Below are 26,347 nucleotides of genomic sequence, written 5' to 3' on the forward strand. Positions count from 1 at the left end.
GCTCAGCCAATCCGGCCAGTGATGTAACTTTCGGTGCGAGGATCTTCGGGGTTGGTGAAGATCTGGCCCGTCTCGCCAAATTCAACAAGGTTTCCAAGGTGAAAGAACGCGGTCTTCTGGCTGACCCGCGCGGCCTGCTGCATCGAATGCGTTACGATCACCACGGAATATCGCGACCGTAGTTCATCAATCAATTCCTCGACCTGCGCGGTCGCGATCGGGTCCAGAGCCGAGCACGGCTCGTCCATCAACAGAACCTCAGGCTCGGTCGCGACAGCGCGGGCGATGCACAGGCGTTGTTGCTGCCCCCCGGACAAGCCAGTGCCGGGCGCATCAAGCCGGTCTTTCACCTCATCCCAGATTGCGCCGCGACGCAGGGATTTCTCAACGATTTCATCTAGTTCCGCCTTATTTCTGGCAAGCCCGTGAATACGCGGACCATAAGCTACGTTGTCATAGATCGACTTCGGGAATGGGTTGGGCTTTTGGAAAACCATGCCTACCTTGGCGCGCAGCTGAACGGGATCGACACGCTTGTCATAGATGTCTTCGCCGTCCAGTTTGAACGAACCCTCGACGCGCGCGACGTCGATTGTGTCATTCATTCGGTTCAGGCACCGCAGGAATGTCGATTTACCGCAGCCGGACGGACCAATGAAGGCAGTGACGGTCTTGTCTTCAATATCGACATTCACGTCTTTGATAGCATGGTTGTCACCGTAGTAAACTTGGCAATCACGGCACTCCAGCTTGATTTCATTGGCGTCCACTTGTCTCTCCACTCGCGACATGTCGTTCATTTTGGTGCCCTTCATTACCAGCGGCGTTCAAACCGGCGGCGCAGGATGATTGCGATAATATTCATCGTGAGAAGGAACATGAGAAGAATGATAATCCCACCCCACGCTTTTTCATAGAAGCCGACATCCGCGCGCGCAGCCCAGGTATAGATTTGGGCGGGCATGACCGAGTTCGGTTCGGTGAAACCAGCTAGAAAACCGTCCGGGTATCCGCGGGCTACGAATCCAACCATACCGATCAGCAAAAGCGGCGCTGTCTCGCCCAGTGCCTGAGCAAGTCCGATGATCGTGCCCGTCAGAATTCCCGGCGCGGCCAAGGGCAACACGTGGTGGAACACCGCCTGCATCTTTGACGCCCCTACCCCCAACGCGGCATCGCGGATAGATGGCGGAACCGCCTTCAGCGATGCGCGGGTCGAGATGATGATTGTTGGCAGGGTCATCAATGTCAGAACAAGCCCCCCGACCAACGGCGCCGACTGCGGCAGGTGCATGAACTGGATGAACACCGCAAGACCCAGGATACCAAAAACGATGGAGGGCACGGCCGCCAGGTTGGAGATGTTCACCTCAATCAGGTCCGTAAACTTGTTCTGAGGCGCAAACTCTTCAAGATAGATCGAGGCAGCCACGCCAATCGGCAGCGACAAAGCCAGAACCACCAGCATCATGAAGAACGAACCCACGACAGAGGCACCGATTCCTGCCCCGCCGGGGTTGTCCACGCCAGAATCGGCACCGGTGATGAAGGGCCAGTTGAACACCTGTTTTATGACCCCCGCCTCTGTTAACGCGTCAACAAGATCAAGATCGCTGAGTTGCAGAAAACGGCTGTCCTGAAGTGTGTCGCGCGAGACGCGGCCTTTGAAATATCCGTCGACCCGGCTGGAAGCTGCCAATTCGAAGTTGATTGGCTCACCCACTTGGTCCGGATTTTCGCTGTAGAAAGTTCGGATTGTGCCGCCGACTTTACCCAAAAGACGCTCAATCGCAGCTTCGTCAAAGTCGACGCTGATCCCGCTTTCCGCAAGCTTACCGTTCAACTCTGTAATGAAAAGATCAGAATAGGCTTTGGTCTTGAACAGCGTGCTTTCTGCCTCGGCCCGTTGCGGTTCCGTCAGGGTGAATTCAACGCTGACAACAGTTCGCGTAAATGCGGGAATCCCTTCTTTCAGGATCGACGCAAAAAGTACCACCAGAAAGAACAGGCCGGTTGCGATCGCAATAATACCGTAGAGGCGAAAACGCTTTTCAGCCTTGGCGCGCTTCAATGTACGCTCATCACTGGCGGTGAGGGAGGTTGCGCGGCGACCCGTTCCGGGGTTTTCCATGCTTGCGTCAGTCATTCGTACTGCTCCCGGTACTTGCGCACGATGTAAAGGGCAAAGACGTTAAGCCCCAGTGTCAGGATGAAAAGGGTCATTCCCAGTGCGAAGGCCACCAGTGCTTCGGGGGACGCGAAGTCAGCGTCGCCCGTCAACTGGCTTACGATTTTGGCCGTTACGGTTGTCATGGCCTCGAACGGGTTCAGGCTGAGCCGGGCGGCAGCCCCTGCCCCCAGAACCACAATCATGGTTTCACCGATGGCGCGCGACGCCGCCAGAAGGATTGCACCGACAATCCCCGGCAAGGCAGCAGGCAGGACGACCTGTCGGATTGTCTCGGATTGGGTTGCACCCAACCCGTATGATCCGTCACGCATCGCCTGCGGTACCGCGTTGATGATGTCGTCCGAAAGTGATGAGACAAACGGGATCAGCATGATGCCCATAACAAGCCCGGCTGTCACGACTGCGGTTCCTGCTTTCATCCATCCCAGCCCCTCGTCACCGAAAACGCCCAGCAAGAGCGGCCCAACGGTTAGCAGCGCAAAGAGGCCGTAAACAATCGTCGGGATACCGGCCAGAACTTCCAGCAGAGGCTTTGCAAAGGCCCGCACACGCGGGGATGCGTATTCACTCAGATAAATGGCCGCAAACAGACCGATTGGAACAGCCACCAGCAAGGCAACGAGCGATATGTAGAACGTGCCCCACAGCAACGGAATGATACCAAGCTCAGACGAACCACCACGGCCAGAAAAGCTGGGCGACCAGGTAGTTCCGAAAAAGAAATCTGACGCCGGATAGAGCTTGAAAAATTCCCACGTGTTGAAAACCAGGGAAAGAACGATCCCAACGGTTGTGAGGATGGCGATAGAGGCGGCCGCAAGAAGCAGAACCTGAACGCCTTGCTCAACGACATTTCGGGCCCGGAAAACTTTGTTCGTTTGCCACAAGCTGATAGCTGCGCCAGCCACAGCAGCGAGCAGCACGGCGATCGTCATGGCAGAACGGCCTGTCGAGTTCAGAACACGATAGCTCTGAGCCGCACGAAGAATCGGTTGCGTGATATTCGACGTAACGACCTGGCCCGCATCTTTGAGACGCTGCGTCATGTCCGTAAAATCGGCGCGCGCGTTCTGGGCGATATCCTCGGTTATAAGGCCTTGCTCAACCGCATTGTCCAAACCACTAGCCGCGCGGCGCACCTCGGCCAGAACCAGACTGCGGGACGAACCTTCTTTAATCGCCGTTTCCGGGATCATGCCGGATATCTGGGTATTCACGTAAATTGGCTGCACGAGCAACCAGAGGATCAAAAGACCAAAGGCAGGCACGATTGTCTTCAGGAAAACGTTTGCGCCGTAAAAGGATGGCAGCGAATGCAAGCTTCGGCTATCGCCTCCGGCGCTTTGCAGTGCACGCGACCGCCCCAGAAAATAGCCGCCCGCCGCGATCGCCAGAACGATCAGAAAGAGCCAAAGTATCGGCATGACACCCCCACTGGTCTCATTTGGTATTTAAAGGCGCGTAGGGGCGATATCGAAAACCGCCCCCAGCAAATTAGACCAGCGTCAGGCTTAGCTACCCGAACCCATGGTGACTTCGTTGGCAATTGCTTCCTGAGTTTCTGCAAGCTCGGGGTCAGCAACCAGGCCGTAGTTTGCCAGCGGACCGGACGGACCTGCGATTTCATCAGCAACGAAGAACTGAGCGTATTCTTTCAGGCCCGGGATCACGCCGATATGCGCTTTCTTGATGTAGAAGAACAGCGGGCGCGACACCGGGTATTCACCGGTCGAGATGGTCTCGGTCGACGGAGCGACACCGGACATGGTGGCCACTTTCAGCTTGTCGGTGTTGTTCTCATAAAACGCCAGACCAAACACGCCGATACCGTTCGGGTTGGTGTCGATACGCGCCAGTGTCTCGGTGTAGTCACCGTCAATGTCCACCGACTTTCCGTCTGTACGAACGTCCAGGCACGCGTCTTCAGCGTCGTCTTCGCTCATGCCGCCGGCAACCATGGCTTCCATTGCGCCAGTCGCTTCACAGCCGATCAGCAGAACTTTTTCCTCAAAGACTTCGCGAGTGCCGTGCTTGGTGCCGGGAATAAAGCTTGCGATTTCAACGTCCGGCAGATCAGAGTTGAATTCAGCCCACGTGTTGTATGGATTGTCGACGATTTCCCCGTCTTTCAGAACCTTGGCACCCAGAGCGTTGAAGATATCGGCAGGCTCAAACGCGTTGAAGGCTGGGCCCGACTGCTGGCTTGCAAAGACGATTCCGTCATAACCGATACGAACTTCCATGATGTCGGTCACGCCGTTTTCGGCACAGGCTTTGATCTCTTTCTCGCGAATAGCGCGGGATGCGTTTGCAACGTCGATGGTGTTTTCGCCAACACCTTCGCAGAAACGCTTCAGACCAGCCGACGAACCACCAGATTCAACAACCGGTGTCGGGAAATCAGTGTTATCACCAAACAGTTCTGCCACGATCGAAGCATAAGGCAGCACGGTCGACGAACCTGCGACTTGAACGTTGTCACGGGCTGCAGCGGTGGTTGCCGAAACAGCAGCGATAGCCAGCGCAGAAGCCGACAGTTTTACAAAGGACATTTCAGTCTCCCTGAAAAGATAAGTTCTGATCACCCCATGATGATCTTGCGCGAACCTCTAAAAGCCGTGCGTAAGCCTTTTGTGACAAGTTTGTAACAGCTTTATGACAGCACAGAAGAAACCTAGGTGACGTAGCGCAAAGCGGACATGCAATTTTTACATAGGTTGGGCAAACTAAGCTGAATCCAGACGTTCCGACCGCCTTAACGCGGCAAAATAACGGTAAACGTCGCGCCTTTACCCAGATCGCTTTCCACCCGTAACCGGCCACGATGTCGGTTGATTATGTGCTTCACGATCGCAAGCCCCAGTCCGGTTCCGCCCAACTGGCGTGATCTGTGACTGTCCGCCCGGTAGAATCGCTCCGTCAGGCGCGGCAGGTGAACCGCATCAATACCCGGCCCCTTATCAATCACCTGAACCCGAACCGCCGGTCCACGCATGGCAGTGTCACGTTCCGAGGGTATAACCCGCACCTCAACACTCCCGCCGCTACCACCATATTTGATGGCGTTCTCAATCAGGTTGGTAAAAACCTGCCGCAACTGATCATTATCCCCGGTTAGCGTTACAGGGCCTTCCGGTGCGTTCAGGTTCAGATCAACCTTCGCATCCGTGGCCAGAGGGCGCAGAGAGTTCAACGTCGATTGCAACAGCCCCGTCAATTCCAGCTGTTCTTTCGGGCGCACGCGCTCTTCGCTTTCAACCCTGTTCAAGGACAGAAGATCCCCAACCAGACGATTCATACGGTTGGCTTCGTCAGACATGATCTTCAGAAAGCGCTCGCGTGCAGCGGCATCGTCATGGGCCGGGCCTTGTAGGGTTTCGATAAAGCCCATCAAAGCGGTTAGGGGTGTTCGCAATTCATGACTAACGTTTGCCACGAAATCCCGGCGCATCTGGCTGGCCTGCTCGACATGCGTGATGTCCTGAAAAGTAGCCAACGTCGCACCGCCTGAAACCGCGCCAACTCCGTTCATATAGCGGCACTTGATCTCGAACGTCGTGTCCTGCGCACCGTCGTTGGACAAGTGACGCGCTATGGTCGGCCCTTTCGAGCGGAGGCTCTGCTCTATTGCCTCGATAACCTGCGGCTGCCTCAGGATTGTTGCGAAATGGCGACCGACGATGTTCTGCGCCAACAACGTCTTTGCATCGGTATTGGCCGCGATAATCCGTTCCGTCTGATCGACCATCAAAGCCGGCATCGGAATGGCCGCGACAAACTCGGCAAGCAGATCGTCTGACATCACTGTGCTCTTTTTCCGAAGCATTAAGACAGTGGCTTCAACTCATCGCGGAACCGGCGCATGTTCTCCTGATAATGAAGCGCGCTCCAAGTGATCTTCTGTGCCGCGGCGTCATCCAGTTGCCGCACGACCTTTCCCGGCGATCCCATGACAAGCGAATTATCAGGGATTTCCTTGCCTTCCGTAATCAACGCTCCGGCCCCTATCAGGCAATTCTTCCCGATCTTCGCACCATTCAGAACGATAGCTCCCATGCCGATCAGAGTGTTGTCACCGATGGTGCAGCCGTGCAGCATCACCTTGTGCCCAATGGTGCAGTTTCTGCCGATGGTCAGCGGGTAACCGGCGTCGATATGCATGACACAGTTCTCCTGCACGTTGCTGCCTTCACCCACCCGGATCTCTTCATGATCTGCGCGAATGGTACAACCGAACCAGACCGAGGCCCCTTTTTCCAGCACCACCTTACCGATCAGGTTCGCATCCGGGGCAACCCATGTATCTTCGTGGATTTGCGGAGAATGCTCACCCAAGGCGTAAACAGTCATGACAGGCCCTCGAATTCGTTCTGCAATGTGCGGACATGGCTTTGCAGTGTGGGTTGCTGGATACGCCGCATCCTTTCGGCGCTGACGATGGTTTTCAGCTTTTCCTCTGTTGCGTCCAAGTCGTCATTGACCAACACATAGTCGTAATACCCCCAGTGGCTGATTTCATCCCAACTTTTGAGCATCCGCTTGGCGATGACGTCCTCGCTGTCCTGTCCACGCGTCTCAAGACGTCGCCGCAGTTCAGGGATCGAAGGTGGTAGAATAAAAATGGACAGCGCGTGCTTTCCCAAGTCCGAGTTTCGGATCTGCACCTCACCCTGCCAGTCAACATCAAATAAGACGTCCCGTCCGGCGTTGATCGACTCCCGCACGGGTCCGGCCGGCGAGCCGTAGAAATTTCCGAACACATGGGCGTGTTCCAGCATTTGCCCTTTGGCGACTTGTTGCTTGAACTCATCCTCCGAGAGGAAATAGTACTCGCGCCCATGCTCTTCACCGGGGCGTGGAGCGCGGGTTGTGGCCGAAATCGAGAATTCGAGGTCTCCGTCCCACGCCATCAACCGACGGGCCAGGGTGGATTTACCTGCGCCGGACGGCGAAGACAGGATGATAAGTAGGCCACGGCGATCTGCCATATCAGGTATTCCCATAGTCATTCAACATTTTGCACTTGCTCGCGCATCTGGTCTATTACGGCTTTTAACTCAAGCCCCACCGATGTCAGATCAGCGCTTTGCGCCTTTGAACACAGCGTGTTCGCTTCGCGATTGAACTCTTGCATCAGAAAATCCAGCTTGCGCCCCACCGCCACATCCTGCGATAGCAGACTGCGTGCCGCGTCGACATGGGCTTTCAACCGGTCGATCTCTTCGGTGATGTCAGATTTAACCGCGATCAGCGCCAGCTCCTGTGCCACACGATCGGGTTCAACCCCCTGCGCGTTGTCCAGCACCCGCGCAAGGTTTTCCCGCAGCGTGTCTGCCATTTTGTCCTTTCGCTGTTCGGCAAGTTCGGCTGCTTGAGTCACCAGTTCCGAAACTAAACGTAGCTGTGAGTCCAAAATTTCAGCCAAGGCGTTACCCTCGGCTTGTCGCATATCGACGAATTCGGCCAGCACGTCTTTAAAATCGACCGTTAAAGCCTCTACCAGCGGTGCTGGATCGTCAACATCGCTGCCAGCTTCCAACATCCCCTTAAATGCAATCAAATCTGCCGCGCTTGAGGGGGCGAGTGTTACACCGCGAGCCGCCGCCATTTCCTGTGTTCGCCCCATTGCCACAAGCGCCGCACCCATCGCGGCTTCGTTCAAAACCAAATCAAGGGCAGTTTCATCCCGGCCCAACCGCAGAGACAGGGTGACATTGCCACGGCTCAGCGCCTTTGTCATTTGACTGCGCAAGGCGGCCTCAAGCCCGGTTAACCAATCGGGCACGCGCAGGCGCAGGTCCAGCCCCTTGCCGTTCACACTGCGCAGCTCCCACGTCCAGCTATGAGGCCCCAATGCCCCCTTGCCCGAGGCGAAACCGGTCATAGATCTGATCATACTTGCTGCCCCTGTCTGCTCGCTTGCCGCACCTAAAGCCAACAATGGCCGCAGGGCAAGCCTTTGCTGAATTTGAGTGTTCAGCCAGAAGTTAACCATTCATTAAAGATTTCCTCCAAAATTGAATCAACCCGTGTCAATTTTGGCCCCAGACAGTTCTGGACGATCCAGATGTCTGGCTTTTTACGAAAATTGGGGTCGCTTGACGCTAGGGTGATGAAAATGAGGAACTTTTTCGGTAACGGGTTCGGGTCGAATTCTGGAAAGATCGTTGCAATGGATCGTTTTGACAACGGGCGCAGCCTTTCGCCCATCCGACAGGCCGAGGCCTACTGGACCGCATTGCTGACCAGTGACGGCATCCCCAAGCGATCACAGGTCGATCCGCGAGGGCTTGAGAATATCCTGGAATACACGTTCATACTTGAACGGATCACCCCGCGGCTGGCGCGGTTCCGTGTTGCAGGAAGCCATCTGAACAAACTGGCGGGCATGGAAGTCCGTGGCATGCCACTGACCGCCTTCTTTGAGCCCAGTGCACGTTCGCAAATTTCTGATGTGCTGGAGCAGGTCTTCGCCAAGCCTGCTATCGCTGGATTTGACTTAGTCTCCGCAGGTAAACTGGGTCGCACCCGAGTACAGGCGCGAATGATACTGTTGCCGTTAAAAAGCGATCTTGGAGATGTCAGCCGTGTTCTTGGAGTATTGGTGAGTGATGGCGCGATCAGCGCAACGCCCCGCCGTTTCACCATTCAAGACACCCAACTGCGGGCTGTATCCGACGTTCAGGCGCCCAAAAGACCAAAGCGGCAGCTTTCGACCGGTTTTGCCGAGGCTCCCCAAGAGTTCAAACGCCCCGGTTCTCACCTTCGGCTGGTTGTGTCCCGCGATGATTAAAAACGAAAAAGGCGGGCAAACCCTGCCCGCCTTTCGTTAAATAGTCACAGTGCCTTAGCTGGCTTCGCGTTTGCTTCGATCACGGCGCAGGTTGGTGAGTTCTTCTGCAACCAAGAACGCCAGTTCCAACGACTGCGAGGCGTTCAGACGCGGGTCGCAGGCCGTGTGGTAACGATCAGACAGATCTTCTTCGGTGACTGCGCGCACGCCGCCGATGCATTCGGTCACGTCCAGGCCGGTCATCTCGAAATGCACGCCGCCGGGCACCGTACCCTCGGCCTGATGCACGCCAAAGAAATCGCGCACCTCACGCAGCACGGATTCGAACGGGCGGGTCTTGTAGCCAGTCGCCGACTTGATCGTGTTGCCATGCATCGGGTCGCATACCCAAGTCACCTTGGCACCCTCTTCCTTGACGGCCTTGATCAGGCGCGGCAGATGCTCGCTCGCCTTGCCTGCGCCGAACCGAGCGATCAGCGTCAAACGACCCTCTTCGTTTTCGGGGTTCAGCTTGGACATCAGAACCTTTAGGTCCTCGGCCGTTGTCGTCGGGCCGCATTTCAGACCGATGGGGTTCAGTACACCGCGACAGAATTCGACATGCGCGCCATCAGGTTGACGCGTGCGGTCGCCAATCCAGATCATGTGGCCCGAACCTGCCAGCCAGTTGCCCGAGGTTGAATCAAGGCGGGTCAGCGCCTCTTCGTATTCCAAAAGCAGGCTTTCGTGGCTGGTGTAGAATTCCACGGTCGAGAATTCATGCGTGGTCTCGGCAGTGATTCCTGCCGCATCCATGAAATCGATCGTGTCCTGAATCCGGTCCGCGATTTCCGAGTATTTCTGTACGTCCTGTTCATCGGTGAAGCCAAGCGTCCAGGAGTGGACCCGGCTCATATCGGCGAAACCACCGGTCGAAAATGCCCGCAGCAGGTTCAGCGTTGCGGCAGCTTGTGTATAGGCCTGCAACATTTTGCCGGGATTCGGAATGCGCGCTTCGGGGGTAAACGCCAGTTCGTTGATGATATCACCGCGGTAGCTTGGTAGCTCGACGCCATCTACAACCTCGGTCGGGGCACTGCGTGGTTTGGCGAACTGTCCCGCCATGCGGCCCACTTTGACCACTGGCACTTTGGCACCATAGGTCAGAACCATCGCCATTTGCAGCATCACCTTGAAGGTGTCACGAATCGCATCGGCACTGAATTGTTCAAAGCTTTCAGCACAATCCCCGCCCTGCAACAGGAAGGCCTCGCCGCGACCGGCGGCACCCAGATGTTGCTTAAGACGCCGTGCTTCGCCCGCAAAGACCAGCGGGGGATACTGCGAAAGCTGCGCCTCGACCTTGGCCAGTGCGGCCGCGTCGGTATAGTCTGGCATCTGAACCCGGGGCTTGTTGCGCCAGTTCGTTTTTTGCCATTCAGTCATAGCTTTGATCTCCGCTGAAGTATTCAGGGGGCCTCTATACAAAAAGCATTGAAGACTGACCATATATGATTTGCGCCCCTTGACGTCGTAAACAAGCTTTGATCATGGTGGCTGCCAAATCTGTCGCCGACACAATACCGTCGAGCGCCGAATCAAGGACACCTCGCCATGCAAGAGCAACGCCAAGTTGTCACGGTGGAAAACGCTGCAGCCACCTCGCGTCACTTCGTGTTTGTCCTTTTGGACAAATTTTCGCTGCTTTCATTTGCTTCTGCCTTGGACAGTCTAAGGATCGCCAACCGCATGGCGGGCAAGACGCTTTATACGTGGTCCCTTATGGGCGAAGGCGGTGAGTCCGTCAGTTGCTCGGCCGGGACAACCTTCGCGTTGGATTCCGATCTGATTGAACTGCAACGAGATGATGTCGTGTTGATCTGTGGCGGCGTGGACGTTCAGTCGGCAACCACCAAGAAAGTGCTGAACTGGGTCCGCCGCGAGGCGCGGCGCGGTTTGCGGATTGGCGGTCTTTGCACAGCCGCCTATTCTTTGGCCAAGGCGGGGCTGCTGGACGGCAAGCGCGCGACCATCCACTGGGAGAACTCGGACAGTTTTATCGAGGAATTCGATGAGGTCCAACTGACCAAATCCGTGTTTCGGATCGACGGTAATCGAATGACGACAGCAGGCGGCACGTCCTCAATCGACCTGATGTTAAAAATCATCGCTGATGATTTTGGTGAAGATCTGGCCAATGCGGTGGCCGACCAGATGATTTATTCGTCAATTCGAACCGACCAGGACACCCAACGCTTGTCGACCCCCACCCGTATCGGTGTGCGCCATCCGAAGCTAAGTCAGGTCATCCTCATGATGGAGAAGAACATCGAAGAGCCAATCTCGCCTTCGATCCTGGCCAAGGATGTCGGCATGTCGACGCGTCAGCTTGAGCGCCTCTTCCGCCGCTATCTAAGCCGCTCACCCAAGCGGTATTATATGGAGTTACGTCTGCACAAAGCGCGCAATCTTCTGATGCAGACCGATATGAGCGTGATCAACGTGGCATTGGCGTGCGGCTTTGCCAGCCCGTCGCATTTCTCAAAGTGCTACCGGGCCCATTACAACACCACACCGTATCGGGAACGTGGTGCGCACGGCGACAGGTTGTCGGTTTAAGTTCTTCAGAAAAACTAACAGAGTCTCTAGGACGCGCGCCTTCAAGATGATTTGCGGTACGATGAAACCGCGCGCTTATCTATTCCGCGAGCCTCCCTTAGCCCAAGTCAGGTGGCGTCATCCGGTAAACCGCGCCCTGCCCGACTGAAATAAACCATATCGACCCGTCCGGAGCCTCAACGACATCGCGCACACGTTCTGTTTCCGGGCCTTTGATCTGCTCAACCTCGCGCAGCGGGGATCCTGCGAGCCGGGCGATGTAATCGAACTTGAGCGAACCGACAAAGATATCACCCGTCCATTCCGGCCACAGTTTTCCGGAATACACCATCAAGCCCGATGGGGCGATGGACGGGTCCCAATAATGCTCTGGCTGTTCCATTCCGGGTTTCGAGGTTCCCTCGCCGATTTTCTCACCTGAATAGTGAACGCCATAAGAGATAACTGGCCAGCCATAGTTTAAGCCCGGCTCGACCAGATTGATCTCATCCCCACCCCGTGCGCCATGCTCGGAAATCCAGAGCCGTCCCTCGGCGTCCAGACCGGCCCCTTGCGGGTTGCGATGGCCGAACGACCAGATTTCGGACCGAACATCGTCATCATCAACAAATGGATTGTCCTCAGGGATGGTCCCGTTGCGATTGACGCGGATCACCGATCCGATGTGGTTTGTTGTATCTTGGGCGGCAGGCCGGTCCCCTCGGTCACCGATCGTGACAAACAGGGTGCCATCGTTGGCTTCCACAACGCGCGATCCGAAATGCTTGCCGGTACGGCCGCCCGGCACGGCTTCAAAGATCACACGTACTTTGGTCAGCCTGTCGCCGTCTTCCGACAAGCGCGCAACCGCCAGCGAAGTCCCTGCTTTGCGGAACTGGCGCTTAGCAAAAGTCAGAAAAATTTCACGGGTTTGCGCGAAGTCCCTTGCGATGGTGACATCCAACAATCCACCCTGCCCATTTGCGGCAACCTTCGGCACACCGCGCACGCGCTGCTTTACCCCATCGCGGACATGTAACAGGTCTCCGTCGCGTTCTGTCACAAGGAAGCTGTTATCGGGCAATATGTCAACGGCCCAGGGTGTATCCAAGCCGCTTACCATTTCGGTAAGCTCAACCGCGCCTTGCGATGTTTGCACGTTTTGTGCACTCGCGATTCCGGCCCAAGCTAGACCCAAAATTACAAAAGCCCGAATCATAAAAGCCCTCCGTCGTATTCCGACCCAGTTTCGCGATCGCGCGCGTCATGAAAACAGATAGAGTTCCAAGCCGCAAAAACACTTTTTCGTTGGGACTTTTCTTTTGGTGACAGCTTGCCTAGGGTCTTGAGCAGGAAGAAAATGTTCCAACATGGGAGTAACCTAATGAAAAAGCTGCTTACTGCAACTGCAGCAACTGCTCTACTGGCCGGCACAGCCATGGCTGAAGACGTAAAACTCGGCGTTCTTTTCGGTTTTACCGGACCGATTGAATCGCTGGCACCCGCCATGGGTTCGGGCGCTGAACTGGCGATGGCCGAAGTTACCGAATCCGGCAAGCTTCTGAACGGTGCAACAGTAACTGCCTCCCGCGCCGACACTGGCTGCATCGACAACGGCCTTGCCACATCGAACGGTGAACGCATGATCGCGGACGGCGTTGCCGGTATCATTGGCGGAGATTGCTCGGGCGTCACCGGTGCAATCCTTCAGAACGTCGCAATTCCGAACGGCATGGTTATGATCTCGCCCTCGGCGACCTCGCCTGGCTTGTCGACAATGGAAGATAACGGACTGTTCTTCCGTACCGCTCCGTCGGATGCGCGCGAAGGTCAGGTAATGGCAGACATTCTGAACGATCGCGGTATCAGCTCGATTGCGCTGACCTACACCAACAACGACTACGGCAAAGGTCTTGCGGATGCGATCCAGTCGTCTTTCGAAGCTTCGGGCGGTGAAGTCACGATCGTCGCTGCGCACGAAGACGGTAAAGCGGACTACTCGGCCGAAGTCGGCGCGCTGGCTTCAGCAGGTGGCGACATTCTGGTTGTCGCGGGCTATCTGGACCAGGGCGGTCTGGGAATTATCCAGGCAGCACTGGACAGCGGTGCGTTCGACACGTTCGGTTTGCCCGGTGGCATGATTGGCGACTCGCTGCCTGCCAATGTCGGACCTGACCTAAACGGTTCCTTCGGTCAGATCGCCGGTTCTGGTGGAGAAGGTGCTGAAAAGTACTTCGCGATGGCCGAAGCCGAAGGGTTTGACGGTTCGTCACCGTACTCGCCTGAATCCTATGATGCTGCTGCCCTGTTCATGCTGGCCATGCAGGCCGCGGGTTCGACCAACCCGGCGGATTATGGCGCGAAAATCATGGAAGTTGCCAATGAACCTGGCGAGAAAATCTATCCCGGTGAACTGGCCAAGGGTCTGGAATTGCTGGCCGCAGGTCAGGACATCGACTATGTCGGCGCATCAGGTGTTGAATTGATCGGCCCCGGTGAAAGCGCGGGCTCATATCGTGAGATCGAAGTGACCGACGGCGAAAACAAAACCGTTAACTTCCGTTGATCTGGCGTTAACAGTCATAAAAACAAGCAGCCCGGGCCTTGTGTCCGGGCTGTTTCAGTGAAAAAAGGCCGCACCCCGGCAAACGGGGCGGGACAAAGCGCCAAAAAAGGCGGCTAGGGGAAAAGATGATCGTCGTCGAAGACGTGCACAAGCATTTCGGCGGATTTCATGCGGTGGACGGGGCATCGCTGGAAATCCAGAAGGGTTCGATCACCGGCCTGATCGGGCCAAACGGGGCCGGAAAAACAACGCTGTTCAATGTGATCGCGGGTGTTCTTCCACCGACCAGCGGCCGCGTTTTCATGGATGGCGAGGATATCACCGGCCTGCCGCCGCACGAGTTGTTTCACAAGGGTTTGTTGCGCACGTTCCAGATCGCGCATGAGTTTTCGTCGATGACCTGCCGCGAAAACCTGATGATGGTTCCCGGCGCGCAATCTGGAGAATCGCTCTGGAACACCTGGTTTGGCCGCAAGCGCATCGCGAACGAAGAGCGCGCGTTGCAGGCCAAAGCTGACGAGGTTCTGGAATTCCTCACCATCGAACACCTTGCCGATCACAAAGCCGGTCAGGTCTCGGGCGGACAGAAAAAGCTGTTGGAGCTGGGTCGCACCATGATGGTCGATGCCAAGATCGTGTTTCTGGACGAAGTCGGAGCAGGCGTGAACCGCACGCTGCTGATGACCATCGCCGACACGATCATCCGCCTGAACAAAGAGCGCGGTTATACCTTCGTCGTCATCGAGCATGACATGGATTTCATCGGCAAGATTTGCGACCCGGTCATTTGCATGGCAGAGGGAAAGGTTCTCGCCGAAGGCACTCTGGACGAGATCAAGGCCAACGAGCACGTGATCGAGGCCTATCTGGGCACTGGCCTGAAGAACAAAGACAAGCTGGAGGCCCAAACATGACCGCTGGCAAAACCGACAACCCTTATCACGACGACAAGGGCAATAAGGACGCCTCGATCACCAACCCGCATGGCGTCGGAACCATGACCCCCGCGCATCGCAAAAGCGGCGCAACATTTAAGGTTGCAGGTGGCCCCTTCTTGATCGGCGACACCATGACTGGTGGCTACGGCAAAGGGCCGGACATTTTGCATGACTGCACGATTTCCGCCAACAAAGGTGAGATCGCGGTCATCGTCGGCCCGAACGGAGCCGGTAAATCCACGGCGATGAAGGCACTGTTCGGTATGCTGGACGTACGCTCGGGCAGCGTGCGGCTGGATGGTGAGGATATCACCAATCTCTCGCCGCAGGACCGTGTTATCAAAGGGATGGGGTTTGTGCCGCAGACCTCGAATATCTTCACGTCGATGACGGTTGAGGAAAACCTGGAAATGGGCGCCTTCATCCGACGCGATGACATCAGCCAGACGATGGAGCAGGTCTATGACCTCTTCCCCATCCTACGCGACAAGCGCAATCAGGCGGCCGGAGAGCTTTCGGGCGGTCAACGCCAACAGGTCGCCGTGGGCCGCGCGCTGATGACCCAGCCAAAGGTGCTGATGCTGGACGAACCGACCGCCGGCGTCTCACCCATCGTGATGGATGAGCTGTTCGACCGGATCATCGAGGTCTCGCGCACCGGGTTGCCGATCCTGATGGTCGAGCAGAACGCCCGTCAGGCGCTGGAGATCGCGGACAAGGGATATGTGCTGGTTCAGGGCCGGAACGCCTATACCGGCACAGGCAAAGAACTGCTGGCTGATCCCGAAGTGCGTAAGAGTTTCTTGGGGGGGTAGCCAAAGTGCAGATTTTGGGCTCAACATCCCGTTCACTAGATTGGAAAAAGGTTACCGTGGCTCAAAAGCCAAGGAATCAGATGGATAAGATTACTGCCATGGCTTGTGCAATCGGCTTAACGGCCAATTTTGCGCTTGCGGATTCAAAGAACACCTTACCTCATGTATTCGAATTGATTTGTGATTGGTCTGACGACCATTTGCTTGAAAGTGTCGGTTCGCTTTCTGGAACACCTACACTCGCTTATTCGTCGTCTTCTAAACCTATCAAACTGGACGCCGCCATTCAGAACAACCCAATCGAGCAAATTGGGGTTGGCGGGACACGGCATTTTCTGGTCCCTTCAATGGGACCACTCGCGGGATTGACCATAACGGTGTTTCCTGATGGCCGAAGCGTACGTACACAAGTTTACAACGCGTTCGGTGATCTCTCAGTTCAAACCAGCATCGGCACATGTGAGGTCATAGAATAATGGACTTCCTCAACGCCCTTGTGGCGCTCTCCAACTTCGTCCTTGTTCCCGCAATCGCCTATGGCAGCCAGTTGGCGCTGGGCGCGTTGGGGGTGACACTGATCTACGGTATCCTGCGGTTCTCGAACTTTGCCCATGGCGATACGATGGCGTTTGGCGCGATGATCGCCGTGCTGGTCACATGGGGCTTGCAGGCCGCCGGGATCGGTTTCGGGCCACTTCCGACCGCCCTGCTCGCCCTGCCTTTTGCCATTCTGGGCTGTATCGTTCTGGTGCTGATCACGGACCGTCTAGTCTATCGCTTTTACAGGGAACAAAAGGCCAAGCCCGTGATCCTCGTGATCGTTTCAATGGGCGTGATGTTCATCATGAACGGTCTTGTGCGGTTCATCATCGGTCCGGATGATCAGCGTTTCTCGGACGGGGCACGGTTTCTAATTTCTGCGCGCGACTTCAAAACACTGACAGGTCTTGATGAGGGGCTGGCCATCCGCACCTCGCAAGCGATCACGGTCGTTGTCGCCGTTGTCGCCGTGGCGCTGCTGTTCTGGTTCCTCAACAAAACCCGCACGGGAAAGTCGATGCGCGCCTATTCCGATAACGAGGATCTGGCGCTGCTGTCTGGTATCAACCCCGAACGCGTGGTGATGATTACCTGGATTCTTGTCGCGGCGCTGGCGACCACAGCGGGCGTGCTTTACGGGCTGGACAAGAGCTTTAAGCCCTTCGTCTATTTCCAGCTTTTGCTGCCGATCTTCGCCTCTGCCATCGTGGGTGGTCTTGGCAACCCTATCGGAGCCATCGCAGGCGGGTTCATCATCGCCTTTTCCGAGGTAACAATCACCTATGCCTGGAAAAAGGTGCTGACCTATCTGGCACCGGAAAGCCTTGAGCCATCTGGATTGGTGCAGCTTCTGTCCACCGACTACAAATTCGCCGTCAGCTTTGTAATTTTGCTGATTGTGCTTCTGTTCAAACCCACAGGTCTTTTTAAGGGAAAAGCAGTATGAGCGAGCCCGTCAAAAACACGCTGCTTTTCGTCCTTGTCGGCGGTTTGATCCTTCTGACCGGGTTTACCCAAAGCTGGAACGCCGCGATCCTGATCCTGAACATGGGCCTGATCTCGGCCATCATGGCGATTGGGGTAAACCTTCAGTGGGGCTTTGCCGGTCTGTTCAACGTCGGCGTGATGGGTTTTGTCGCCTTGGGCGGGCTGGCGGTTGTTTTGATATCTACACCGGTGACGCCCGGAGCATGGTCGGCCGGCGGGTATGGCATCGTCCTGGCGTTACTGCTGGGCGCGGCGACTGTGGTCGCTGCCGTGTTCGTCGCGCAGAAGATGTCAAAGGGTCGGATGCAAACCCTTTCGATCATCGCAATTCTTATCATCGGTTTTTTTGTTTATCGCGCGATCTTCGACCCCAACGCGGCAGCGGTCGAAGCGATTGACCCTGCTATCGCAGGAAACCTTGGGGGTCTTAATCTGCCTGTGTTGCTGGCGTGGCCAGCGGGCGGCCTTTTGGCTGCCGGGGCCGCTTGGCTGATCGGGAAAACGGCGCTTGGCCTACGATCAGACTATCTGGCGATTGCGACGCTGGGGATTGCCGAGATCATCATTGCGATCCTGAAGAACGAAGACTGGCTGGCCCGTGGCGTCAAGAATGTCTACGGCATTCCGCGCCCTGCCCCTGTCGTCGGCTATGAGGTTGACCTGCAAAATGATCCCGGCTTCGTCGCGCGGGCCGAGTGGTTCGGCTTGGACGCGGTCACCGCCTCAACCCTGTCGGTCAAGCTCGGCTATTCGCTGCTTTTCCTGATTGTACTGCTAATGCTGCTGTGGATGGCACAGAAGGCCCTGCGCAGCCCTTGGGGCCGCATGATGCGTGCCATTCGCGACAATGAGGTTGCAGCCGAAGCGATGGGCAAGGACGTTACGCGTCGCCACTTGCAAATCTTTGTGCTGGGTTCCGCCATCTGCGGCATCGCGGGCGCGATGATGACCACGCTGGACGGGCAGCTAACCCCCAGCGCGTATCAGCCGCTGCGGTTTACCTTCCTGGTCTGGGTGATGGTGATCGTAGGAGGTTCTGGGAACAATTTCGGCGCCGTTCTTGGGGCGTTTCTGATCTGGTTCCTTTGGGTTCAAGTGGAGCCCATCGGGTTATGGCTCATGAACCTGATCACTGCGGGGATGCCTGACGGCAGTGCGCTTAAGGCACATTTGATCGAAAGCGCTGCGCATATGCGCTTGCTCACCATGGGTTTGATTCTGCTGATTGTCCTCAGGTTCAGTCCAAGAGGTCTCATCCCAGAGAAATAAACGGGGCTGAGGGGTAAATCCTGAGATCAAGGGGCGATAACGGATCAGTTTATTGATTCAAAAGCCAAAGCTGACTAAACCAAATCAACATCGAGCAAGCCCCCGATCTCCGCAAAGTCACCCCTACGGTCAAACAAACACTTAATACTTCGACGTCAGGCCACCCCTCAAGAGTAAGAAGACGACACATGAAAACATCGATTATCCGTTGTATCCTTGTGCTGCCGATTGTCGCCAGCCTCGCCGCGTGTATCCCATCCCCCGAAGACCTGGAGTCTGAACCAGTCAAAGTTCAAACCCCAAAAGGTGAGGTGACCTGTCAGCTTTATCGTCAGAATCGAGTCACTTGGGACCGCGCCATCGACTTCCCTGCCACGAAAATGTCAGTGCCCGAAGCGGACAACTATTGCCGGCAGGAAGGTCAACGCCGCCTGAATCAATAAGATCGGCAATCGAAATCTTACCGTCGCGCCGGGCCTTGTTTCTACTTGGCCCGGAACAACCCGCCCAGAATGCCGCGAACAATCTTGCGACCGGTTGTTCCCTTCAACTCTTTGATCACGGCCTCGCTCATCGCTGAGGCGAAGGTATCTTTCTGCCGCATTCCCCGCGAGGACGACCGACCGACCCGACTACCGGAATAGCGCCTGGCCGTAGCAAATTCACGTTCAGCCATGGTTTGCTTTTCTTCGTTTTCTTCTGCCTCCGCAGCGGCCAGTGCGGCCTGATCAGCGCGAGCTTGCAAGATTTCGAAGGCTGACTTGCGGTCTTTCAGCTCACCGTATTTGGCTTGCATGGGCGACGCGGCCAAAACCGCTTTTCGGTCGGCCGGGGCGATTGGACCCAAGTGGGTGGCCGGCGGACGGATCAAGGTCCGCTCCACGATCCCGGGCACACCTTTCTTCTGCAACATGGATGTAACCGCCTCACCAACACCAACCTCTCGGATGGCGGTTTCCGTATCAAAAGCGGGATTTTCGCGATATGTTTCAGCGGCAAGACGCAGGTTCTTCCGGTCACGCGCCGTGAACGCGCGCAAGGCGTGCTGAACGCGGTTCCCTAATTGGCCAAGAATGTCCTCTGGAATGTCTGCCGGGTTCTGGGAGATGAAATAGACTCCAACCCCTTTGGATCTAATGAGGCGCGCGACCTGCTCGACCTTGTCCACAAGAACCTTGGGCGCGTCTTCAAACAGCAGATGCGCTTCGTCAAAGAAAAACACCAACTTCGGCTTATCCGGGTCGCCGACCTCGGGCAGTTCTTCGAAAAGTTCACTCAGCAGCCACAACAGAAACGTAGCATACAGGCGTGGCGACCCCATCAACTTGTCCGAAGCCAGGATATTCACCACCCCCTGCCCGTTTTCATCTGTCCGCATCAGATCAGACAATTCCAGCGCGGGTTCGCCAAACAGATTAGTGCCCCCTTCATTTTCAAGAACAAGCAAGCGTCTCTGGATCGCCCCGACCGAAGCTGTCGAGACGTTGCCATAGCGCAAAGACAATTGCGCCCGATTTTCACCGATCCAAACCAACAACGCCTGTAAATCCTTAAGATCAAGCAGGGGCATTCCTTCTTCGTCCGCCACGCGGAAAGCGATATTCAGAATTCCTTCCTGCGCCTCGCTCAGGTCCATGAGGCGGGACAAAAGCAATGGGCCCATCTCGGTCACTGTCGTTCGAACCGGATGACCTTGTTCGCCGAAAAGATCCCAGAATGTCACAGGGCACGCGGCATAATCGTAGTCCGTAAATCCAATGCGCGCGGCCCGATCCTGAAACGCCTGATGAAGCTTGTGACCTTCACTGCCAGCTTTGGCTAGCCCAGACAAATCCCCTTTGACATCGGATAAAAACACCGGAACGCCAGCCTTCGAAAACCCCTCGGCAAGAATTTGAAGAGTCACCGTTTTGCCTGTGCCCGTAGCACCAGCAATCAACCCATGTCGGTTGGCATATCTCAACGTCAATGACTGGGGCTGGTTGTAGTCTTCACCAGCACCGCCTAAAAATACATTTTTATCCATTTTTATATGGCCTTAATTTCCATCGATCTGCCCACAGCATACAAAGTTAACCTTTGACTGCGATAGTGAATTTGCCGACTGCGTTGCCCAAGGCGACAGACGGCAAACTTCCTCCCTGTCGACTGACCGCGCCTTCGGGCGCGGTTTTTTTAAAGCAAGACTTGATTTTCCATTAAATATTCAGGTTTTCAGTTGACCCTTGCGTCTGCCTTTCGTAACGTTTGCGCATAACTAAGTCGGCCAGTCCGACGGGGAGAAAAATTTACGAAAGGGGGCCGCTCCACCGGCTCCCTTTTTTGCTGGACAATGTGCTGCCGCAACAAGTGAAATGGCAAAAATCCGATCACATCTCCCCTATTTTGCAGCTTAACACCTGACACTATAATCCAAGGGTGGTAAGACGCACAAAAAAGCTCAACCAACGTGCTGAGGCATTCATGATCAAGAAACTTCTATCGCTTACTTTATCAGCCGCCGTGCTGATTTCTGGCGCGGTCAGCGCGCAAGAGGCGCAGTCGCAAGGGACCGAAACCGCGCCTGCGGAAAACGGGCTGGACCTTGGCACCACCGGCCCTCGTGTCGGAGAGCAGTTCGTTCGCGAAACCTCCGGTGATTGGGAAATCTCGTGCATCAAGGCCCAAACCGGCGAAGATCCCTGCGCCATGGTTCAAATCCTCAACGGTCAACAGGGTGAGCCGCTGGCCGAAGTGACAATTGGCAAGCTTCCCGAAGGCGGCGCGGCGGTTGCCTGGGCTAACGTGATCGTGCCGTTGGAAACGCTGTTGCAAGCGCAGCTTGCCCTTTCCATCGATGGCGCGCCGCGGAAACTATACAACTATCATCACTGTGTTCCCGTTGGTTGCATCGCTCAGTTAGGCTTTAGCCAGCCAGAAATCGAGGCGATGAAGTCCGGTTCAAAGGCCGTGGTATCTCTGGTCCCTGCGCGCTTCCCCGATCAAGTGTTGCAGATGGACATGTCATTGAACGGATTTACGGCGGCTTTCGACGGTCTGAGCGTCAATCAGAACTGACTAAAAAACGCCACCGGGTTGAAACGGTGGCGTTTTTTCTTCCAGCGTGCACAAATCAAACTTTTTTCAGCGCCAGAACAGCGTTCAAACCGCCGAAGGCAAATGCGTTACTAAGCGCCACGGCGACCTTGGCTTCACGCGCATCATTGGGCACCACATCCAACGCGCATTCCGGGTCAGGCTCTTCATAGCCGATTGTTGGAGCGATCACACCGTCGCGCAGCGCCATTATACAGGCCAGCAATTCAACCGCCCCTGTGCCACCGATCAGGTGACCATGCATGGATTTCGTCGACGATATCATTAGATCATCCGCATGCGGCCCAAACACGTCGGCCACTGCTGCGCATTCGGTTTTATCATTCGCGGCGGTACCGGTGCCATGGGCGTTGATGTAGCCGACCTGATCCGCATCCAAACGCGCATCAGCCAACGCTCCGGACATTGCCCGCGCCGCCCCCTGTTTGCTGGGCATCACGATGTCAGTCGCGTCAGATGACATGGCAAAGCCAACGACCTCACACAGGATATCCGCGCCGCGCGCGCGCGCGCGATCGTATTCTTCAAAGACGAATATACCAGCGCCTTCGCCCTGCACCATTCCGTTGCGGTTGGCACTGAACGGTCGGCAGGCATCCTTGGACATGACGCGCAACCCTTCCCAGGCCTTCACGCCACCAAAGCACAGCATGGATTCCGACCCACCCGTAAGCATCGCCGGTGCCGCGCCACTTCGGACCATCTGAAACGCCAGCGCCATTGCGTGATTGGATGAGGCGCACGCGGTCGAGACGGTGAAGCTTGGCCCTTTTAGATTGTGCTCCATCGAGACATGACTGGCCGCTGCATTATTCATCAACTTGGGAACAACAAAGGGGTGAACGCGGTTTTTGCCATCCTCGTAAACCGAACGATAGTTGTCATCCCAAGTCGAAACACCACCGCCCGCAGTACCAAGCACCACCCCGGAGCGGGCTGCGAGTTCACCATGAAATTCGATTCCGGATTGGTCAATCGCTTCTTTCGCTGCCGTCAGCGTGAATTGCGTAAAGCGATCATACAAGCTCATTTGTTGGCGGTTGAAGCGCCCTTCCGCCTCGAACCCGCGCACCTGGCCGCCGATTTGGATAGACAGCCGCTCAACATCGCGGAACTCAAGCTCTGAGATACCGCAACGCCCTTCGCGCATGGCTTCGAACGTGTCGGGGACGGAATGACCCAGCGAATTGATCGTCCCTGCCCCGGTAATAACAACGCGTTTCATGCTGTTATGTCAGACTTTTTCAGACACAAGTTTTTCAATACCGGTGATGATGGCGGCAACGTTCGATATGTCAAAATCGCTGGCTTCCGGTTCGTTCGCGTTGAAGGGTACCGAGATATCGAACTCTTCCTCGATTGCAAAAATGCTCTCGACCAATCCCAAACTGTCGATCCCCAAATCCTCAAGCGTACTTTCAGGTGTAACGTCCGAAGGCTCCAGCACGGCCTGCTCAGCAATGATTGCGATGACGCGGTCGGTGATGCTCATGTCGGTCCTCTGATTATCCCGTTGGGGGTGATTTAATCGCTCGGGGGCTGTTTGAAAACAGCCTTTTTCAGCGCCTCGACGTCACGTGCCAGCCTGGGCAAGCGCCGTTGCGTTTTGTAAATGTCTGTATGCGTTTCCATTTTTACGGCCGGGTAGCCCATGATGACCCGGCCCGCAGGTACATTCGAAAGGATTTTGGTGCCGCCCCCCGCAATGACGCCATCGCCGATAAAGATGTTGTCCACCACGCCAGTCTGGCCACCGAGTACCACATTGTTTCCAATTTCAACCGAACCGGACACTCCGGCTTGGCCGCAAATCAAACAGTCCTGACCAACACGCGTGTTGTGCCCAATATGTACAAGGTTATCCAGCTTGGTCCCGTTGCCGATGCGGGTGTTTCGAATTGTCCCGTTATCGACCGTGCAATTGGCACCGACCTCGACATCATCCCCGATCTCAACTGCGCCCAGCGAGTGAATGCGCTGCCAGCTTTGCGCCTGCGCATCGCCTTTGTCACCCATCGTTTTGCGGACGTTTTCAACATTTGACACCTCGGGTGTGACAAAACTGAACCCATCGGCCCCGATCCTCGCGCCAGGTTGCGCAATAAAGCGGTCGCCAATCTGCACACGAGCACCGATGCTGACCATCTCGCGCAATACCACGTTTTCCCCCAAAACCGCGTCAACCCCGATAACGCAGTGAGGTCCGACCACCGCACCACTACCAATGCGAGCCCGTGCTCCGATAACTGTCAGTGGCCCGACCGAGGCGCTCTCGCCGATTTCGGCGCTTGGGTCTATCACAGCCGACGGGTGAATGCCCGGCTCAACACCCTGCCCTCGGTCCAACATCGCTGTGATTCCAGCCATTGCCATGCGTGGTCTGACAACAAAAATCGCAGCCTGCAGCCCCATTGCCTGCCAGTCTGCGCCTTCCCACAAAACAGCCGCCTTCGCTGAACCACCGTTCAGCGCCTCGGCATATTTCGGAGACATCGCCATCGCTAGGTCCGTAGGACCGGCATCTGCCGGTTCAGCGGCACGCGCGACAACAAGGTTACCATCGCCGCGATATTCGGCGCCCAGGGCCTCGGCTATTTGCTGGATTGAATACTGCATGGGGCTTCTCTGATTAAGGATCTGCCCCGCTGATTACCCCTGAACGTCCGGCAGGGCCACCCCCGCCTTTTGCAAAGCTTCCCAGATTTTCCGATCACGGTCATAAACATCGCGGCGATACTGAACCTTACCCTTCGGGCCGATATAGGCCGTACGATAGATCAGATGGACCGGCACGTGTTCTTCCAACTGAACAGTTGTTTCCTTGCCTGTGGCTAGAACGCGATGGAAGAACGCCTTTGGATCTTCTTCCTGCTTCGCCAAAAGTGCATAGGCAAACTCAAACGGATCTGCCAAGCGGATACACCCATGCGAAAAGGCCCGAACCTCGCGCGCGAACAGGTTTTTCTGAGGCGTATCATGTAGATAGATGTTGTACTTGTTGGGGAACATGAACTTGACCAAGCCCAAAGCGTTGCTTTGGCTCGGCGGTTGACGCATCGCAAACGGGAAGTTCCGAGCATTGAACTGAGTGAAATCCACCGCTGCTCGGTTTACCTGACGGCCGCTTCGATCCGTGATGTGGATATGCCCAACCGCATTTGGGTTGGACTGCAGTTTAGGTAGATACTCTTTGGTGATGATCGAGCGCGGAACGTACCAACTGGGGTTGATCACCAAATGCTCCATCTCGTCTGAGAACTCAGGGCTGCGACGATCGTGAGTATTTTTGCCAATGACAGTGCGTGTTTCAAACGTGACTAATCCGTCATCAACAATCTTGGCTGAAAAATCAGCTTGGTTCACCAGAATGTGGCGTTCTCCGCGTTCACGCGGCAACCAGCGCTCACGCTCCAGCGCGACATACACGGCTTTGAGCCTTTCCGACGCGCTCCGGTTCAGCTCAGTGATGGTGTCTTGCCCGGCAACGCCGTCTGTCGCAAGCCCGTGGTCAGCCTGAAATGCCTTTACTGCGATCAGCATCGCGCCGTCGAATTCAGGGTTGGCGGTTGGCCGCAGATATCCCATAGAAACCAACCGGTTGCGCAGCTTAATTACATTCGGACCGGTATCACCATATTCCAGTTTGGACACCGGAACCGTCGGCCCCCACCCGCCTTGGTTGACGAGTGTCTCCAAAACCAGCTTTTGTTTCATCAACGCGCGGTACTGCGTCGATTGCGGCGCAAGCTGGTCAAAATAAGTATCGTGCTGTGCTGCGACCAATCCCTTTAGGTGATCCTTGGCTGAAACCCTCTCAACTTTTCGCACCAGCCCATCGTCGATCTCAGACGGGCGCAGCGCACCGGATTGAAGGTTGCGCGCATATTCCACAAACGCCTTGCTCAGTTTGATTTCCACGGCACCAAGGTCGCGCGTTGTCCGCGCCGTTTGCATCTTATCGATAAGGGTCTGAACGCTATACGATCCTTGCGGCAAACCATGCATATCCGTCGAGGAAAGCGCCTGAATCAACCTCGACCGGCGTGCCACGTGCTCAGGAGTTTCGCCCACCCAAACCGGGGCAAACCCGTTTTCACGGTAAAACTCTGCAACCCCCGAGCCCGTAGGTACGAACTCGGCCACGGCCATCTGAAACGCCGTTGAAGACCGTGGCTCGGCACTCGCCATGGAAGCCGAAGACACAAATAGTGCGGTAAAGACAATAACAGTACGCGTCCGAAAACCTGAAATCATAAGATCGCCTTGATTATTCGTTATTTTCTGCTGCTGGGGTGCGCTCTCGCTAAATATGGTGGCGACCCCGATGGCTTGTCTATTCACAAATGTACTAATAAAACGCATCTTCAAGCGCGTGATGCGTGTTTGCATCGCACGGCGGCTCCTTGCCGCCAAATGCCCCGGTATTATACATAATTTCATCACCTGCGCAAAAAATCGCCGAAAATTCCCCCTAGAAAAGCTGAATCTGAAAGACTTCTTGGCGGGCGAATCCGACTGTGGCATAAATTGCGCATCTGGGATGGGAAATAATTAAGAAGGCGCGCGTAACATCGT

General features: G+C 55.9%; 25 protein-coding genes. 10 read left to right on the forward strand and 15 right to left on the reverse strand.

Annotated elements, in window-relative coordinates:
- Positions 1-2: 2 nt before the first annotated feature.
- From pstB to AVO44_RS00685, 8 genes are all read right to left on the reverse strand, one after another.
- The gene (gene pstB / locus AVO44_RS00650) at positions 3-800 is read right to left on the reverse strand and encodes a phosphate ABC transporter ATP-binding protein PstB (protein WP_068332550.1); all 798 of its coding nucleotides are present in this window, start codon (positions 798-800) and stop codon (positions 3-5) included.
- Positions 801-814: 14 nt separating this feature from the next.
- Positions 815-2,146 carry a phosphate ABC transporter permease PstA gene (pstA, locus tag AVO44_RS00655; RefSeq protein WP_068331256.1) on the reverse strand — a complete coding sequence of 444 codons (1,332 nt, stop codon included), beginning with the start codon at positions 2,144-2,146 and terminating at the stop codon, positions 815-817.
- Positions 2,143-3,615: a phosphate ABC transporter permease subunit PstC gene (pstC, locus tag AVO44_RS00660; protein WP_068331258.1), complete on the reverse strand. Its 1,473-nt coding sequence runs from the start codon at positions 3,613-3,615 to the stop codon at positions 2,143-2,145. The genes pstA and pstC overlap by 4 nt, the downstream gene beginning before the upstream one ends.
- An 87-nt stretch (positions 3,616-3,702) precedes the next feature.
- Positions 3,703-4,743: a substrate-binding domain-containing protein gene (locus tag AVO44_RS00665; protein WP_068331260.1), complete on the reverse strand. Its 1,041-nt coding sequence runs from the start codon at positions 4,741-4,743 to the stop codon at positions 3,703-3,705.
- Between the two features lie 203 nt (positions 4,744-4,946).
- Positions 4,947-5,993, reverse strand: a complete 1,047-nt coding sequence (locus AVO44_RS00670; protein ID WP_068331262.1) for a sensor histidine kinase — start codon at positions 5,991-5,993, stop codon at positions 4,947-4,949.
- A gap of 23 nt (positions 5,994-6,016) precedes the next feature.
- The gene (locus tag AVO44_RS00675; RefSeq protein ID WP_068331264.1) at positions 6,017-6,541 is read right to left on the reverse strand and encodes a gamma carbonic anhydrase family protein; all 525 of its coding nucleotides are present in this window, start codon (positions 6,539-6,541) and stop codon (positions 6,017-6,019) included.
- The gene (gmk, locus tag AVO44_RS00680; protein ID WP_068332553.1) at positions 6,538-7,179 is read right to left on the reverse strand and encodes a guanylate kinase; all 642 of its coding nucleotides are present in this window, start codon (positions 7,177-7,179) and stop codon (positions 6,538-6,540) included. Before gmk ends, AVO44_RS00675 begins: the two co-directional genes overlap by 4 nt.
- A 17-nt stretch (positions 7,180-7,196) precedes the next feature.
- Complete coding sequence (locus tag AVO44_RS00685) at positions 7,197-8,087, reverse strand: YicC/YloC family endoribonuclease (RefSeq protein WP_068332555.1); 891 nt, start codon at positions 8,085-8,087, stop codon at positions 7,197-7,199.
- A gap of 222 nt (positions 8,088-8,309) precedes the next feature.
- Here AVO44_RS00685 and AVO44_RS00690 point away from each other — a divergent pair, with 222 nt between their 5' ends.
- Positions 8,310-8,984 carry a PAS domain-containing protein gene (locus tag AVO44_RS00690; RefSeq protein WP_068332561.1) on the forward strand — a complete coding sequence of 225 codons (675 nt, stop codon included), beginning with the start codon at positions 8,310-8,312 and terminating at the stop codon, positions 8,982-8,984.
- Between the two features lie 54 nt (positions 8,985-9,038).
- On the opposite strand, the gene AVO44_RS00695 is transcribed toward AVO44_RS00690, so the two are convergent.
- Entirely contained in the window at positions 9,039-10,409 is a 1,371-nt protein-coding gene (locus AVO44_RS00695; protein WP_068331266.1) for a class II 3-deoxy-7-phosphoheptulonate synthase, read from the reverse strand.
- A 168-nt stretch (positions 10,410-10,577) separates the two neighbouring features.
- On the opposite strand from AVO44_RS00695, the gene AVO44_RS00700 reads away from it, so the two are divergent.
- Positions 10,578-11,582, forward strand: coding sequence for a GlxA family transcriptional regulator (locus tag AVO44_RS00700; RefSeq protein WP_068331268.1), 1,005 nt, complete (start codon positions 10,578-10,580; stop codon positions 11,580-11,582).
- 97 nt (positions 11,583-11,679) lie between these two features.
- Here AVO44_RS00700 and AVO44_RS00705 read toward each other — a convergent pair whose 3' ends face one another.
- Positions 11,680-12,780, reverse strand: a complete 1,101-nt coding sequence (locus AVO44_RS00705; protein WP_068331269.1) for a PQQ-dependent sugar dehydrogenase — start codon at positions 12,778-12,780, stop codon at positions 11,680-11,682.
- A 165-nt stretch (positions 12,781-12,945) separates the two neighbouring features.
- On the opposite strand from AVO44_RS00705, the gene AVO44_RS00710 reads away from it, so the two are divergent.
- The 7 genes from AVO44_RS00710 to AVO44_RS00740 all read left to right on the forward strand — a co-directional run bounded on the left by AVO44_RS00710 (position 12,946) and on the right by AVO44_RS00740 (position 19,119).
- Positions 12,946-14,127 (forward strand): ABC transporter substrate-binding protein, encoded by a 1,182-nt coding sequence (locus tag AVO44_RS00710; RefSeq protein ID WP_068331271.1) that lies wholly within the window; start codon positions 12,946-12,948, stop codon positions 14,125-14,127.
- Positions 14,128-14,252: 125 nt separating this feature from the next.
- Positions 14,253-15,041 (forward strand): ABC transporter ATP-binding protein, encoded by a 789-nt coding sequence (locus AVO44_RS00715; RefSeq protein WP_068331273.1) that lies wholly within the window; start codon positions 14,253-14,255, stop codon positions 15,039-15,041.
- Entirely contained in the window at positions 15,038-15,880 is an 843-nt protein-coding gene (locus AVO44_RS00720) for an ABC transporter ATP-binding protein (protein ID WP_082677354.1), read from the forward strand. Before AVO44_RS00715 ends, AVO44_RS00720 begins: the two co-directional genes overlap by 4 nt.
- A gap of 80 nt (positions 15,881-15,960) precedes the next feature.
- Positions 15,961-16,356 (forward strand): hypothetical protein, encoded by a 396-nt coding sequence (locus tag AVO44_RS00725; protein WP_068331275.1) that lies wholly within the window; start codon positions 15,961-15,963, stop codon positions 16,354-16,356.
- On the forward strand, positions 16,356-17,366 hold the full coding sequence (locus AVO44_RS00730) for a branched-chain amino acid ABC transporter permease (protein ID WP_068331277.1): 1,011 nt from the start codon (positions 16,356-16,358) through the stop codon (positions 17,364-17,366). The genes AVO44_RS00725 and AVO44_RS00730 overlap by 1 nt, the downstream gene beginning before the upstream one ends.
- Complete coding sequence (locus AVO44_RS00735; RefSeq protein ID WP_068331279.1) at positions 17,363-18,676, forward strand: branched-chain amino acid ABC transporter permease; 1,314 nt, start codon at positions 17,363-17,365, stop codon at positions 18,674-18,676. Before AVO44_RS00730 ends, AVO44_RS00735 begins: the two co-directional genes overlap by 4 nt.
- Positions 18,677-18,864: 188 nt before the next feature.
- Positions 18,865-19,119, forward strand: a complete 255-nt coding sequence (locus tag AVO44_RS00740; RefSeq protein ID WP_068331281.1) for a hypothetical protein — start codon at positions 18,865-18,867, stop codon at positions 19,117-19,119.
- Positions 19,120-19,160: 41 nt separating this feature from the next.
- Here the strand turns inward: AVO44_RS00740 and AVO44_RS00745 are convergent, their stop codons facing one another.
- Positions 19,161-20,702 (reverse strand): helicase HerA-like domain-containing protein, encoded by a 1,542-nt coding sequence (locus AVO44_RS00745; protein WP_068331283.1) that lies wholly within the window; start codon positions 20,700-20,702, stop codon positions 19,161-19,163.
- Between the two features lie 437 nt (positions 20,703-21,139).
- Between AVO44_RS00745 and AVO44_RS00750 the strand changes: the two genes are divergently transcribed.
- The gene (locus AVO44_RS00750; protein WP_068331285.1) at positions 21,140-21,733 is read left to right on the forward strand and encodes an invasion associated locus B family protein; all 594 of its coding nucleotides are present in this window, start codon (positions 21,140-21,142) and stop codon (positions 21,731-21,733) included.
- Between the two features lie 55 nt (positions 21,734-21,788).
- On the opposite strand, the gene AVO44_RS00755 is transcribed toward AVO44_RS00750, so the two are convergent.
- Genes AVO44_RS00755 through AVO44_RS00770 form a run of 4 tightly spaced genes read right to left on the reverse strand, consistent with a single transcriptional unit; the run spans position 21,789 to position 26,026 of the window.
- Positions 21,789-22,997 carry a beta-ketoacyl-[acyl-carrier-protein] synthase family protein gene (locus AVO44_RS00755; protein ID WP_068331287.1) on the reverse strand — a complete coding sequence of 403 codons (1,209 nt, stop codon included), beginning with the start codon at positions 22,995-22,997 and terminating at the stop codon, positions 21,789-21,791.
- A gap of 9 nt (positions 22,998-23,006) precedes the next feature.
- The gene (locus tag AVO44_RS00760; protein ID WP_068331289.1) at positions 23,007-23,264 is read right to left on the reverse strand and encodes an acyl carrier protein; all 258 of its coding nucleotides are present in this window, start codon (positions 23,262-23,264) and stop codon (positions 23,007-23,009) included.
- Between the two features lie 32 nt (positions 23,265-23,296).
- Positions 23,297-24,388 (reverse strand): UDP-3-O-(3-hydroxymyristoyl)glucosamine N-acyltransferase, encoded by a 1,092-nt coding sequence (locus tag AVO44_RS00765; protein ID WP_068331291.1) that lies wholly within the window; start codon positions 24,386-24,388, stop codon positions 23,297-23,299.
- 33 nt (positions 24,389-24,421) lie between these two features.
- Positions 24,422-26,026, reverse strand: a complete 1,605-nt coding sequence (locus tag AVO44_RS00770; RefSeq protein WP_068331293.1) for a L,D-transpeptidase family protein — start codon at positions 26,024-26,026, stop codon at positions 24,422-24,424.
- Positions 26,027-26,347 lie beyond the last annotated feature (321 nt).

The organism is Ruegeria profundi (assembly GCF_001507545.1).
Classification (GTDB): domain Bacteria; phylum Pseudomonadota; class Alphaproteobacteria; order Rhodobacterales; family Rhodobacteraceae; genus Ruegeria; species Ruegeria profundi.